This is a genomic window from Acinetobacter sp. YH12041, assembly GCF_013419975.1.
Classification (GTDB): Bacteria; Pseudomonadota; Gammaproteobacteria; order Pseudomonadales; family Moraxellaceae; genus Acinetobacter.
Window position 1 is genome coordinate 47,335 of record NZ_VOZC01000008.1, and the last position, 13,454, is coordinate 60,788.

Here is a 13,454-nt window from a genome sequence, read left to right on the forward strand (position 1 = left end):
TCGCTTGTTTAGCACTTCTGTAGCGGCTGCCTGCAATTCGGTAGGAAAATGTATCAGTTCAGTGAGACCCTCTGTATCCATTCCTAAATATGATTAAGCTGCTTAAGGAATAGCAATTATCCTCGCTTTCAAAAATAGTATGGAGCATATAGATGAACGAACAAAATCAGCATAATAATCGTGAAAAATTATGGGAACTAATCAAAGATGTGCGTTACACCATGATCAGCCATGTGACCGAAAGTCAGGAAATTCATTCTCAGCCGATGACCATGCTCAATTCTGAGCAAATGAATGAAGATCAGAATTTGTATTTCATCATGCGTGATACCAATGATCTGGTGAAAGCTGCCAATACTGGTCGTACTCAGATCGGCCTGTCTTTCGCTAAACCTTCTGATGGTATTTATGTGTCAATTAGTGCAAATGCACAGATCAGTACTGACCGTATTCTGATTGAAAAATTATGGAATCCATGGGCAGAAAACTGGTTTGAAGGTAAAGATGATCCTAGCGTGCGTGTACTGATTGCTGAAGCTGAAAGTGCAGAATACTGGAATGTCACCGATAACAAAGTAACGCAGCTATTTAAGGCATTAAAAGGTGGTGTGACTGGCGAAGCTGGGGAACCAGATGCTGAGCACAAAAAAGTTGATCTATAAGTAAATAAGAATTCCACCTTCAATTTAGCCTCTTAATAAGAGGCTAAATTTTTGATTTATTTTATTTAAAAGATGAATAGTATTACATTGTAATGACAATTATTTTCTCTGATAAATTCGAACATAAACAAATTAATCGTATAAAAAAGGCCGCAATTGCGACCTTTTCAATATATTTAAATGAATATATTAACTGACCTGTTTAATGCCTTGAATCTTAGCAATTTCCTGTTGTTTAAGCAGATTACGCTGAATTTTTCCACTAGAGGTTTTAGGTAAATCACTTACAAACTCAATCTCTTTCGGATAGGCATGTTTAGATAAACGGGAACGCACATAGTTTTGCAATTTCAGCATCAGTTCTTCACTAGCGGCATATTGTGATTTAAGCACTACAAAGGCTTTCACAATTTCGGTACGTTCCGGATCTGGTTTTCCAACCACAGCGGACTCGAGCACCTCTTCACACTCCAGCAAGGTACTCTCTACATCAAAAGGTCCAACTCGATAACCCGAAGTCGTAATGACATCATCCGCACGACCAATGAAATCTATTCCACCATGTTCATTCAGTTTTACGGTATCTCCTGTTAAATAGTACTGTCCCACAAAGGCTTTCCGATTATTACCGCCATAGCCTTCAAACCACATCAAAGGTGAGGCTGAGCAGTCCATGGCCAAAGTACCAATACCACCTTTTTCGACTTCTTGATGCTCTTTATTTAAAACTGCAAAACGATGTCCTGGAATAGCAAAGCCAGCAGAACCGATTTTCTTGTGATGCTCTAATGCATGATGATTGGCAATCACCATTCCCAGTTCCGTCTGTCCATACTGGTCATAGATATTGACGTCCATTTCATGATTAAACCATTGAATGACTTCAGGTGTTAATGGCTCACCTGCACTACTGACCACACGTAAACATGAGCTAATCTCAGCATCAAATTTTTCCTTAAAGCCATAGAACATCCGGAACGCGGTTGGAGAACCGGTCAGGTTATTTACCCGATATTTTTTAATGACTTCAACAGCATTGTCTACGCTAAAGGCACGTTCATCCATAATGATGCTATGCCCCAAACTTAATGGACCTGCAATTCCATAATACAGACCATAAGCCCAACCCGGATCTGCCAGATTCCAGAAAGTATCTTCGTCGCGTAAATCTACGGCGTGCAGCATATAGCCTTTAAATGCCAGTAAAGCTTTAAGTGGTACAGGCACTGATTTTGCAAGTCCCGTTGTACCCGAAGTAAACATCATCAGGAAAATGTCACTAAAACGCCCCTGAACCGGCTCAAACTCAGTTGGATATTGCTTCAGTTCAGTCCAGAAATCTGCATCCTGATTGATACTTTCAGGCGTTTGATGGACGGTTAAAATATGTGGAATATCTAGATCATTCAGTTTCGCACGCTGTTCCTGATTGGTAATAATGAGTCGGGTATGTGCGGTATTAATACGATGCTCGATTGCCTTGCTTTCAAAAGCGGTAAATAAAGGCTGATAAATCGCACCAATACGCCAGGTGGCTAGAATGGTAATTAATAATTCTGGGGTTCGTGGGAGCAGTCCGGCAATACAGTCTCCTGCTTGTAAACCCAGTGAGGTCATATAATGAGCCAATTGTCCTGAAGCCTCAGCCAATTGTTCAAAAGTCCAATATTGGGTCTTTCCATTTTTACCTTCCCAGATTAACGCGATCCGGTTTTGTCCCAGAAAACGTCCACAGCATTCTGTATAGGCATTGAGTGAATCTGGCGTTCCTGCCAGATGTTGTTGAACCATAGTGTCAAAATCAAATTCACGATACGCTTGTTCTAGTGTCTTCATCACGACAACCTCTATTCCGTTTATAAACAGACTTTATGTCTGTGTCCGTTGTATTTGTTGTTCTGTCTACCGTCTGCGAATTCCATTGCAATGCCGGTTTTATATAACATGCCCTATTGCTAGGACATGTTAGGTGTCACTCTACTGAGTCACTTTTCGCTTTATCAATAATTGACCATGTTTTATAGACCATCACAATTTCCATCTCCCTCAAATGAGCTGCAGGATTTGAACAGTCGGCTATTTCATGACTTTTAAACTTTGCTCACTTCCCGGGCAATGACCAGACGCTGAATATCTGATGCACCTTCATAAATCTGGCTCACTCTGACATCACGGTAAATACGTTCAACCGGGAAATCTGAGACATAGCCATAACCGCCATGAATCTGAATCGCATCCGAGCAGACTCGCTCTGCTATAGTCGAAGCAAACAGTTTAGCCATGGACGCTTCTTTTAAGCATGGTAATCCTGCATCTTTAAGCGTTGCTGCATGTAAGACCAGTTGTCTTGCTGCCTCAATCTGGGTGGCCATATCTGCGAGACGGAACGCTACTGCCTGATGCTGTACCAGCTCGACGCCAAAGGATTTACGTTCATTGGCATATTCAACAGCAGCATCCAGTGCAGCTCGTGCCATACCTACAGATTGTGCTGCGATCCCGATCCGGCCAGATTCCAGATTAGACAAGGCAATCTTGTAGCCTTCACCTTCTTTTCCGAGCAGGTTCTCAGCCGGAATCCGGCATTGATCAAAAATAATGGTCGCGGTATCGGAACAATGCTGCCCCATTTTTTCTTCCAGATTCGAGACGATATATCCTGGACTATCGGTAGGTACCAAGAAACATGAGATTCCTTTCTTGCCCGCAGATTTATCTGTCACTGCAAATACCAGTGCAATCTGGGCATGCTTACCGGTAGTAATAAACTGCTTGGTGCCATTTAATACCCATTCATCGCCATCACGTTCTGCCTTACATTCTAGTGCGCTGGCATCGGAACCGGCTTGAGGTTCCGTCAGGCAGAAACACCCCAACCATTCACCGGTCGCCAGTTTGGTCAGGTATTTCTGCTTTTGTTCCTCGGTACCATAACGCTGGGTAATCCCGCAAGGTAATGAATTCTGCACACTGACAATGGTCGATATGGCTCCATCTCCAGCAGCGATTTCCTCAAGAGCCAGTACCAGCGACACATAGTCCAGGCCTGCTCCACCCCATTGTTCAGACACGGTCATACCGAGTGCACCGAGTTCACCGAGTTCTTTCAATTCTTGTGCTGGAAATTGAGCCGTTTTATCCCTTAGACCAGCGGTAGGTTTCAGTTTTTGCTGCGAATAGTTTCGCATCATCTCCTGAATCATTTTCTGTTCGTCATTTAAAAGCACTGCGTATATCCCTTACTTATCTTTTAATTTTCCATATAGAGTGAATAAACCTATCTACTCTGACTTTTGTATTTTGCTTCGTTGGCTCGAACTTATTTTGGAGCCATACGGATGGCGCCATCCAGACGAATCACTTCACCGTTCAGATAGCTATTTTCGAAGATATGACCTACTAACTGGGCAAACTCCTGAGGTTTGGCCAGACGTGGTGGAAATGGAACCATCTGCCCCAGAGCATCCTGTACATTTTGCGGCATGCCTTTCAGCATTGGGGTTTCCATAATGCCGGGTGCAATGGTCATGACACGAATCGCTTCACGTGCCAGCTCACGCGCGAGTGGCAGCGTCATCGCAACGACTGCACCTTTAGACGCAGAATAAGCTGTCTGACCAATCTGACCATCAAAGGCTGCAACTGAAGCCGTATTCACGATTACACCGCGCTCCTCTTCATCGGTTTGCAGCTCATACTTCGCGATTAAAGCCGCTGCAAAACGAAGCATATTGAATGTGCCACTTACATTGATATTCAACACTTTCTGGAACATCGCCAGTTCATGGATTCCATTGCGGCCCAGTACCTTGGCAGAAGGTGCAATACCAGCACAGTTCACCAAGCCATTGAGTTGGCCATACTGATTTTCAACATGATTAAAGAAAGCTTCAACTGCCTGCTCATCCGTTACATCCAGTTGTACAAATTCAGCCTGCTCACCCAGTTGCTGTTGTAAGGCATTGCCCTGCTCCTGGTTCATATCCACCAGAATCACTTTTGCATCCTGTTCCACCAGATGAGTCGCTGTGGCTGCACCCAGACCTGATGCACCACCAGTTACCACAATCACTTTTCCCTGAATTTTCATGTTAATGTCCTGTTCCTATTTTTATGACAAGCTACGACTTAATAGGCAGAGTAAACAGAGATTTTATTCTGTACAATTTCCAAATGTTGCATCTTCACTGATGGATTTGGACAATAAAGAAGGGATATCTGACTGGCTATGCATTTACCAGCCTTGGAATATAGTAAGGGAACCATTTCGATTGATCTGGTTCATGAAGCACTGCTGAATGCCAAAGCACAGCATTATGATATTGCTGCGATTTTAACTAAGGCTGCCATTCCATTAGAGATTCTTCATTCCGCTAAAGCACGGGTGTCAGTGGCGCAGTATGCCGCGCTATGGACTGCACTTGCCGATAGCATGAATGACGAATTTTTTGGCATGGACAGCCATCCAATGCGCCGTGGCAGTTTCAAACTCTTGTCAAAAATGCTGTTACAGACCGATACGCTGGAAAAAGCTCTGCAGCAAATCCTGCAATTTTTTAATCTGATTCTGGATGATCTGCACAGCACACTGATGGTCGAAGAAAACTTTGCCTATATCGTGATCTATGACCAGAACCAGACCAAGCGCATGTTTAGTTATGCAACCTATCTAATGCTGATTCATACCCTGCTATGCTGGTTAAGCGGACAGCGGGTTTTACTTAATCAGATTCAACTGAAATGTGCCGCACCACTCGATGATTTTGATTATAAAGTCCGTTTTTGTGAGCAGATTGAATATCAGGCCAGTGAAAACTATATCCAGTTTGATGCAGCCTATTTGCAGCTCCCAGTAAAACAGGATCAAACCTCCTGGTATCAGTTTATTCAACAGACTCCGCATAACCTACTAGTTCGCTTTAAAAATCCTTATGCGCTAAGTGCACAGATCCGCAAACAGCTTTTAAAAGTACCTCCGGCTGAATGGCTTGAACTGAATGAGCTTGCTTTGAAAATGAATATGTCTGAAGCCACCATGCAACGGCGTCTTAAAAATGAAGGTGTGACTTATCAACAGCTCAAAAATGAAATTCGTCGTGATACAGCCATTGAACTATTAACCCGTACGGATCAAAGTTTGCAGGACATCAGTGATCAGCTTAACTTCCAGGAAGTCAGTGCTTTTCATCGTGCCTTTAAAAAATGGACAGGGGTTAGTCCAGGTGCCTATAGACAAAATATTACTAGATAATTTATATTTAATAAGACTTAAAAACGATTAAAATTTAGCATATAAATTTAAATTTATATTTTCTCAACAGTTATATTTTTCAAGGCTTACAGCCCAAAAATAGAGGACTGAACGGTCATCCATAATGGTTTGCATTCCCTATTAATATAGTTTATTTTTCAATCAATTTTTAGTGCTTCACTTTTGGCTGTACTCCCTTTCCCTCTTTCCTTGTTGAAGGTATTTTCCATGTTAAAGATGACTGATGTTCTTGGACAAAATCTTGTTCAAAACTTCGCCCAGGCTTTAGTTTCTTCGACCGATCTTAATGCAGAGCAATTGAATCAAGGCATCTTGAATGCGTCTGATTCTGCCCTCAAAGATGCTATTGTGCACTTCTTTAACCAGATTGATGCCACTGAAGCTGCGAAATCGCTTGAAATTCCGGCTGAGCGCATCGTTGCATTACAACAAGGTATTGCACTGAAAGATGAACAATATCTTGCTGATACTGCCAAAGTCGTGGCTCTTTGCCTGGCAATGGAAACTGGTAGCCTAGATCAAGTCGAGGTTTATGACTGTCTGCAAGACTACCCAATGTAAGCTATCCAGATTGATAAAATAGTGACTCAAAAAGCGATGCTAATGCATCGCTTTTTTTATGGCACTCGTTATTTATAAAACTTCCTACTGCAAAGACGAATGATTAAAAAAACAGCTTATCAATTTACGCCATACCATTTTTAAAATTTTATCTAAGCAGAACCTTTCTATTCTTTATTTAATAAATTCAAATAAAAACAAATACCTATATTTAAAGCTGTTAATTATTTCATTTTTTGATTTGATTATCTTTTTTCTTTTTTGTGTGCTTATCGATTTATCGATATGAATGTAAAAAATTTAATTCAAGATTGAGATATTCATGAAAAAAACATTAAGAACTTCGGGTCTGACTTTACTCGGTCTTTCTATTTCTTTCTTTACCGGCTTGGCTAACGCAGCGATTCCATCTGAATTAAAATTGGATTATGCCTATTACGCACCGACCAGTCTGGTGGTTAAAGAACAGAAACTGCTAGAAAAAGCTTTGCCAAAAACCAAGATTAAATGGGTATTTAGCCAAGGCAGTAACCGCTCACTCGAATATCTAAATAGCGGTAGCACAGATTTTGCTTCTACTGCAGGTTTAGCGGCAGTGCTTAGCCGCGCCAATGGTAACCCGATTAAAACAGTTTATATCCAGAGCCAGCCTGAATGGACAGCACTGGTCGTTAATAAAGATTCAAATATCAAATCTCTGAAAGTTTTGAAAGGTAAAAAGATTGCTGCCACTAAAGGTACAGATCCTTTCTTATTTACTTTACAAGCCTTAGATACGATTGGTTTGGGCAAACGCGATGTAGAGCTCGTTCATTTACAGCATCCGGATGGTAAGACTGCGTTAGAGCGTAAACAGGCGATGCCTGGGCAGGCCTTGATCCTTTAATGGCATCTGCGCAGGCACAGTCAGGTGCCAAATTACTGTATCGCAATGTCAGTTTTAATTCTTATAGCGTACTGAGCGTAAAAGACCAGTTTGCCAAATCCAGTCCGGAAGCGATTGAAGCAGTGATTAAAGCTTATGAACAGGCACGTCAATGGGCGAAAGCCAATCCCGACAAATTGGCTGAATTACTGGCACGTGAAGCCAAGCTTCCGATTGAAGTCGCCAAGCTTCAACTCAGCCGTACTAATCTGGATCAGAATATTCCAACCACCAAACATACCGGGGCATTACAAAAAGCTGGTCGTATCCTGACGGAAGAAGAACTGGTTCGTAAAGGAACCAATGTCAATCAGGTCGTGACTCAATTATTTGATGCCCGCTATGCTAAAAAGGTTGCAACTAAGTAATGACTATACCGAAAAGCATCTCGGAACAGTTGAGCGTGGAAGAACAGTCAAAATCCGCTGTGTTACCACGCAGCATTTCGCTGATCAAAGCCCTCACCCTGCCTGTTATTTTTATCGTATTGGCAGAAATACTGGTCCGTAATGGCGTAATCGAACCTTATCTGTTGCCTGCACCGAGTAGCCTGTTTCAGTCCTTTACTGAACTGGCTGAGGGCGATTTATGGCAACACATCTGGACCAGTAGCTGGCGGGTTTTTCTTGGCTTTGGGATTGGTAGTGGATTGGGACTGATCTTTGCGATCCTGGTTGGGCTAAACAGACATGCAGAAGATTTTCTGGAACCAACGTTTTCTGCAATTAAATCCATTCCGAGTCTAGCCTGGATTCCTCTACTCCTACTTTGGCTGGGAATTGATGAATCTTCTAAAATCACCTTGATTGCGATTGGTGCCTTCTTCCCGACATATACCAATACTGTGGCTGCGATTCAGGGTGTAGATCGTAAACTGCTTGAAGTCGCGAAAGTCTATCGCCTGAAATACTGGCAACAGGTTCAGCAGATTGTATTGCCTGCTGCCTCACCGGGAATATTGACTGGCTTAAGGAATAGCCTGAGTTTATCCTGGATGTTTATGATTGCAGCTGAATTGATTGCTGCCACTCAAGGGATTGGTTATCTGCTCAGTGATGGTCGTGAAACTTCACGTCCGGATATTGTGATTATCCTGTTAGCAGTCCTAGGCAAAATCACCGATAGCATTATGAAATTGTTTGAAATCCGCTTACTGCGCTGGCGAGATGTGATTAAAAAGTCATAATTTATTGAATAAAAGAATTAAAAAAAGCGACCTATCCAGGTCGCTTTTTTATTAAATCAAGCTTTAAAAATTAATGTGGCCACTGACCTAAAGTTACCCGGTCATTTCCGCCATAATCTTTCACTGTACGGACCTGTTTATAGCCAGCTTGAGTAAACAGATGGCGGACCGCATCGCCCTGATCATAGCCGTGCTCAAGCACAACCCAGCCATTTACGGTTAGATGCTTTTTAGCTTGCTGAATAATCATCTCAATATCAGCCAGACCATTTTTGTCTGAAACCAGCGCACGTTCCGGCTCAGTCGCCAGATCAGGCATATGCTCATCGTCTGCATCAATATACGGTGGATTAGATACAATCGCATCAAAGAACTGCCGACCAAATGGTTTAAGCCATGAACCAAGCACAAACTGCACCTGATCTAAATCATGCTGTTCCGCATTATATTTCGCAACTTCCAGTGTGGGTTCATAAATATCCGAAGCGGTAACAGACCAGTTAGGGCGCTCAGACGCCAGTGACAAGGCAATGGCACCGGTACCAGTTCCCAAGTCAACAATTCGTGCATCTTCCGGCAGGTCTAATTTCAGGACTGTTTCGACCAGCACTTCGGTATCCGGGCGTGGTACTAGCGTATCTTTAGTGACTTTTAGATCCAAAGTCCAGAACGGTTGTGAACCTGTGACATAGGCCAATGGCTCACCTGCAGCAATCCTCGCCAGGCTTTCGACATAGGCCTGTTCCTGTTCAGGCGTTAACTGCTGGTCTTTTTTCATTACCAGATCAAAAGCATCAATCTTGGTAATGTGTTCCAACAGCCAGGCATTTTCCTGACGTTCATAACTTTCAGGTTCACCACGTAAAGCCAGTGCTTCTTGAATGTTCATTAGCCACCATTCTGCTGTGCAAGCATGGCCAACTGATCGGCCTGATATTCACGATGCAGACTGTCTAATAGCTCAGTCAGATCACCTTCCATCACGGCATCCAGCTTATATAAAGTCAGGTTAATACGGTGATCGGTCATACGACCTTGTGGATAGTTATAGGTGCGAATACGTTCTGAACGGTCACCCGAACCGACCAGGTCACGGCGCATTTCAGAAGTCGCTGCATCTGCTGCGGCACGTTTGGCATTTTCCAGACGTGAAACCAATAAAGCCATCGCTTTGGCTTTGTTTTTATGCTGTGAACGTTCATCCTGACATTCCACCACAGTACCGGTTGGAATGTGCGTAATACGCACCGCAGAGTCAGTTTTGTTAATGTGCTGACCACCGGCACCTGATGCACGGTAAGTATCGATACGCAAGTCAGCCGGGTTAATGTCGACTGAAGTATCTACATCCACTTCTGGAAGAATTGCTACAGTACATGCTGAGGTATGTACACGACCTTGCGATTCTGTTGCAGGCACACGTTGTACACGATGCGCACCACTTTCAAATTTCAGGCGACCATAAACGCCTTCACCATTCACCAGGCAGATGACTTCTTTATAGCCACCGTGCTCACCTTCATTTTCAGACAGGATTTCAATACGCCAGCCTTGAGATTCCGCATATTTGCTATACATACGGAACAAATCACCCGAGAAGATTGCCGCTTCATCACCACCGGTTCCGGCACGGATTTCCAAATAAGCAGAGTTGGCATCATTCGGATCTTTTGGAATCATCAGGATATTCAAATCAGCCTCAAGCTGTTCGATTAGGGCTTTATTTTCCTTAATCTCTTCCTGCGCCATTTCCTTAAAGTCAGGATCAGACAGCATGGCTTGCGCAGTTTCAATATCTTCTTCAGCCTGTTTGTACTTGGTCCAAACGCTGGTAATCTCGGTTAAATCATTATGCTCACGTGATAACTGGCGAAAACGCTTGTTGTCCGAAATCACTTCAACATCTGCCAATAACGCAGTCAGTTCTTCATGACGGTCAGAGAGTTGGTCTAATCGTAAACGTAACGATTCTTTCATTTTCTAAAAAATCTCAAACATAAGGCTGTGCCTAAACAGTGATTTAGCACAGCGAAATCAAAAAATTGCGCCTAGTTTAACGATTCTCTGGGTCAATGAACATCATTATTCAGTAAGTCATTGCTTAGATGCAGCGATGTCACCGTCATTTGTTAACAAATATAAATAAAATCTTCAGTTTTGGATTTTTTCTGCTCAATTCGATCCTTATTTATTTCTCATTTTACAAATTGGCAAATAAACACATTAAATATGGAGGTAGATCTTCACATTCTTTTGGGCATGATTTGTTACATTTTCTGCGTCGAAACACACTAACATATGAAAGTCCTATCAGGGACACGGAGTTACAACATGAAACTCAATGCAATTTTACTGAGTGCTGCAATGGCTGCTGGCTCAATGATGACAGTGAGTGCGCATGCAGACAGTACTGCACGTGTGGCAGCAGCAAGTGCTTTAGGTAGCGTTGCTGGTACTGCACTGGGCAAAAACATGGGGGGCAACACTGGCGCAACAATTGGTGCTGCATTAGGTGGTGCAGGTGGTGCTGCTGTTGCAAGTAACAAGAAAAACCGTACCTCATCTGCAATTGGTGGTGCTTTAGGTGGTGGTGCTGGTTATACCGTAGGTAAAAACATGGGCGGTTCTAATGGCGGTTACATCGGTTCAGCACTCGGTGCTGCGGGTGGTGCAGCATTAGGTAATAAAATTTCTAAAGATAAAGCAGCCGATCGTGCCAAAGCGAATCGTGCTAAACACTGGAAAAAACGTCACCGTTAATTTCTTGCCCTTAGGCTCTTTAAATTCGACGCTACATTTAACATTAAAAGCACCTGTTTGGGTGCTTTTTTTATTATGCGTTCAACGTATTCAAATTCATGTAATACATCAACTTATTCGAACAAGATCATGAATAAATTAAGGAGATAAAAATCACAATTCGCCAACACTGCCTCCATGCTATTTGACGGTTGCTAGATTAAATTTATCTCATCAACAAATACAGCTAGATATATAAAAGGTGTACTCATGAATTACAAATCTCTAATGATCGCTGTCGTAGCAACCTCAGCCATGGGTATGACAGCCGCCAATGCCGGAAATACAACGAATACGGCTTTAGCTTCTGCTTTGGGTGGTGTCGTTGGTGCCGCAGTGGGCAATAAAATGGGTGGTACAACTGGTGCAACAATCGGTTCTGCGATTGGCGGTGGTGCTGGTGCCGCAGTAGCAGCGAATAAACGTGACCGTAATGGTGCGATTATCGGCGGTGCTTTAGGTGGTGGTGCCGGTTATGCCGTAGGTAAAAACATGGCGGGTTCTAATGGCGGCTTAATTGGTGCTGCATTAGGTTCTGCTGGTGGTTCTGCCCTTGGTAAAAAAGTCAGCGAAGACCGTCGTTATGATGACCGTTATGACCGTCGCTATAGTTCAAAAAACTATCGTACTAGCAACTACCGTTATAACCACCGTCGCTAAGATTTCCTCTAATCACTTTTCCTCCTTGAATAAGCATCTTCGGATGCTTATTTTTTTGCCTGTTATTTTGGTTTACATATATATCGATTTTTTTCGATATACAAATACAATGCAAAGTCGTATGCTCTTAGTCATGTTTATTCAAGAGTAATATTATGCGTACGCTTACCGATACCCAGTTCTCTATTCTCGAACTGGTTCCAGTTCGTGACGATAAGACCATTCAATTCTCCCTGCAACATGCGTTGGAATTGGCCCAGACCGCAGAACGTCTAGGTTATAGCCGGATGTGGCTGGCCGAGCATCATAATATGGATGGTATTGCCAGCTCAGCGACTGCCGTTCTCTTAGGCTATTTACTGGCAAATACCAATAGCATCAAACTTGGCTCTGGCGGCATTATGTTGCCAAACCATGCACCCTTGGTAGTAGCAGAACAGTTCGGTACATTAGCGACTTTATATCCAGATCGTATTGAGCTGGGTCTAGGCCGTGCTCCTGGTACCGATCAAATGACCATGCGTGCTTTACGTCGTGGCCGTCAGGAAACTGAAGATCAGTTCCCGCAGGATGTTTTAGAAATTCTGCAATACTTTAAAGATCCGATTCCAGGCCAACGCATTGTGGCAACTCCAGGCCAAAGCACACACGTACCTGTGTGGTTATTAGGTTCGAGCCTGTTTAGCGCACAACTGGCAGCAAAACTTGGTCTACCCTATTCTTTTGCATCTCACTTTGCTCCGCGTATGCTTGGTCAAGCGATTCAATTGTATCGGGACAATTTCGAACCGTCTGAATATCTGGATCGTCCTTATGTTTCTATGGGCGTACCGACTTGTGTCGCAGATACAGATGAAGAAGCTGAATATCTGGCAACAAGTGCTTACCAGCGTGTCCTTGCCCTGATTCGCGGTCAAAGCCTGAAATTGAAAGCGCCGATTGATTCTATGGAAGGACTCTGGTCACCACCTGAAAAAATGTCTGTCGACAATTTCTTTGCCATGGCGCAAGTGGGTTCCAAAGAAACTGTTAAAGCCGGTTTGGAAGCACTCATAGCAAAATATGATGTAGATGAGTTTATCTTCACCTGTGACATCTATGACACAGAGAAACGTCTGCATAATTTTGAATTGCTGATGCAGATCAAAAACGGGCAATAATGCTGTCTTGCTTTGCCTAATTTATTCTGATCTATATACCCACTCTTAGGAATGGGTATATTTTTTAAAACTTTGTTTGAAAATTTTAAGTCTCCAAATAGATAAATCCATGTCTAAGATGGATCTCCTGCGCTTTAATACATCTATGTCTCATTAAAAATACAATAGAAAAAAGAATGACTGTCTAAGTTAAATTTTGAACTTTACCGCTCTAGGGCTTTTGTTAATA

Annotated in this window: 12 protein-coding genes and 1 pseudogene; 8 read left to right on the forward strand and 5 right to left on the reverse strand. The window is 42.9% G+C overall.

The genetic code is table 11. From position 1 onward, the window contains the following. Positions 1–152: 152 nt before the first annotated feature. On the forward strand, positions 153–662 hold the full coding sequence (locus FTU00_RS08750; RefSeq protein WP_004783835.1) for a pyridoxamine 5'-phosphate oxidase family protein: 510 nt from the start codon (positions 153–155) through the stop codon (positions 660–662). Between the two features lie 189 nt (positions 663–851). Here FTU00_RS08750 and FTU00_RS08755 read toward each other — a convergent pair whose 3' ends face one another. The 3 genes from FTU00_RS08755 to FTU00_RS08765 form a co-directional block, all read right to left on the reverse strand. Continuing rightward, positions 852–2,498 carry an AMP-binding protein gene (locus FTU00_RS08755; protein ID WP_180179554.1) on the reverse strand — a complete coding sequence of 549 codons (1,647 nt, stop codon included), beginning with the start codon at positions 2,496–2,498 and terminating at the stop codon, positions 852–854. Between the two features lie 254 nt (positions 2,499–2,752). Then, positions 2,753–3,889, reverse strand: a complete 1,137-nt coding sequence (locus FTU00_RS08760; protein WP_034171628.1) for an acyl-CoA dehydrogenase family protein — start codon at positions 3,887–3,889, stop codon at positions 2,753–2,755. A 92-nt stretch (positions 3,890–3,981) separates the two neighbouring features. Further along, positions 3,982–4,752, reverse strand: a complete 771-nt coding sequence (locus tag FTU00_RS08765; RefSeq protein WP_166134944.1) for a 3-hydroxyacyl-CoA dehydrogenase — start codon at positions 4,750–4,752, stop codon at positions 3,982–3,984. 138 nt (positions 4,753–4,890) lie between these two features. Between FTU00_RS08765 and FTU00_RS08770 the strand changes: the two genes are divergently transcribed. The 4 genes and pseudogenes from FTU00_RS08770 (at position 4,891) to FTU00_RS08785 (ending at position 8,606) form a co-directional block, all read left to right on the forward strand. Further along, positions 4,891–5,913: an AraC family transcriptional regulator gene (locus FTU00_RS08770; protein WP_166134947.1), complete on the forward strand. Its 1,023-nt coding sequence runs from the start codon at positions 4,891–4,893 to the stop codon at positions 5,911–5,913. A gap of 228 nt (positions 5,914–6,141) precedes the next feature. Then, the gene (locus tag FTU00_RS08775) at positions 6,142–6,495 is read left to right on the forward strand and encodes a hypothetical protein (RefSeq protein ID WP_004783846.1); all 354 of its coding nucleotides are present in this window, start codon (positions 6,142–6,144) and stop codon (positions 6,493–6,495) included. Positions 6,496–6,817: 322 nt separating this feature from the next. Continuing rightward, a pseudogene (locus tag FTU00_RS08780) lies at positions 6,818–7,788 on the forward strand (aliphatic sulfonate ABC transporter substrate-binding protein). Next, positions 7,788–8,606: an ABC transporter permease gene (locus FTU00_RS08785; protein WP_180179555.1), complete on the forward strand. Its 819-nt coding sequence runs from the start codon at positions 7,788–7,790 to the stop codon at positions 8,604–8,606. The pseudogene FTU00_RS08780 and the gene FTU00_RS08785 overlap by 1 nt, the downstream one beginning before the upstream one ends. 70 nt (positions 8,607–8,676) lie before the next feature. Here FTU00_RS08785 and prmC read toward each other — a convergent pair whose 3' ends face one another. Further along, positions 8,677–9,495 carry a peptide chain release factor N(5)-glutamine methyltransferase gene (gene prmC / locus FTU00_RS08790; protein ID WP_159123180.1) on the reverse strand — a complete coding sequence of 273 codons (819 nt, stop codon included), beginning with the start codon at positions 9,493–9,495 and terminating at the stop codon, positions 8,677–8,679. After that, a complete protein-coding gene (gene prfA / locus FTU00_RS08795) occupies positions 9,495–10,583 on the reverse strand; it encodes a peptide chain release factor 1 (protein WP_004783856.1) in 1,089 nt (362 codons plus the stop codon). Before prfA ends, prmC begins: the two co-directional genes overlap by 1 nt. Before the next feature lie 354 nt (positions 10,584–10,937). Between prfA and FTU00_RS08800 the strand changes: the two genes are divergently transcribed. The 3 genes from FTU00_RS08800 (at position 10,938) to FTU00_RS08810 (ending at position 13,225) form a co-directional block, all read left to right on the forward strand. Further along, on the forward strand, positions 10,938–11,366 hold the full coding sequence (locus FTU00_RS08800; RefSeq protein WP_034171622.1) for a glycine zipper domain-containing protein: 429 nt from the start codon (positions 10,938–10,940) through the stop codon (positions 11,364–11,366). A gap of 249 nt (positions 11,367–11,615) precedes the next feature. Then, positions 11,616–12,065: a hypothetical protein gene (locus FTU00_RS08805; protein ID WP_004783858.1), complete on the forward strand. Its 450-nt coding sequence runs from the start codon at positions 11,616–11,618 to the stop codon at positions 12,063–12,065. 155 nt (positions 12,066–12,220) lie between these two features. Then, entirely contained in the window at positions 12,221–13,225 is a 1,005-nt protein-coding gene (locus FTU00_RS08810) for an LLM class flavin-dependent oxidoreductase (RefSeq protein WP_004783860.1), read from the forward strand. The last annotated feature ends 229 nt before the right edge of the window (positions 13,226–13,454 follow it).

What these genes read in the sequence shown, in the direction of transcription:
- FTU00_RS08750 (WP_004783835.1), top strand. Translation starts at nt 153, where the DNA reads ATGAACGAACAAAATCAGCATAATAATCGTGAAAAATTATGGGAACTA.
- FTU00_RS08755 (WP_180179554.1), bottom strand. Translation starts at nt 2,498, where the DNA reads ATGAAGACACTAGAACAAGCGTATCGTGAATTTGATTTTGACACTATG.
- FTU00_RS08765 (WP_166134944.1), bottom strand. Translation starts at nt 4,752, where the DNA reads ATGAAAATTCAGGGAAAAGTGATTGTGGTAACTGGTGGTGCATCAGGT.
- FTU00_RS08770 (WP_166134947.1), top strand. Translation starts at nt 4,891, where the DNA reads ATGCATTTACCAGCCTTGGAATATAGTAAGGGAACCATTTCGATTGAT.
- FTU00_RS08775 (WP_004783846.1), top strand. Translation starts at nt 6,142, where the DNA reads ATGTTAAAGATGACTGATGTTCTTGGACAAAATCTTGTTCAAAACTTC.
- FTU00_RS08785 (WP_180179555.1), top strand. Translation starts at nt 7,788, where the DNA reads ATGACTATACCGAAAAGCATCTCGGAACAGTTGAGCGTGGAAGAACAG.
- prmC (WP_159123180.1), bottom strand. Translation starts at nt 9,495, where the DNA reads ATGAACATTCAAGAAGCACTGGCTTTACGTGGTGAACCTGAAAGTTAT.
- prfA (WP_004783856.1), bottom strand. Translation starts at nt 10,583, where the DNA reads ATGAAAGAATCGTTACGTTTACGATTAGACCAACTCTCTGACCGTCAT.
- FTU00_RS08800 (WP_034171622.1), top strand. Translation starts at nt 10,938, where the DNA reads ATGAAACTCAATGCAATTTTACTGAGTGCTGCAATGGCTGCTGGCTCA.
- FTU00_RS08805 (WP_004783858.1), top strand. Translation starts at nt 11,616, where the DNA reads ATGAATTACAAATCTCTAATGATCGCTGTCGTAGCAACCTCAGCCATG.
- FTU00_RS08810 (WP_004783860.1), top strand. Translation starts at nt 12,221, where the DNA reads ATGCGTACGCTTACCGATACCCAGTTCTCTATTCTCGAACTGGTTCCA.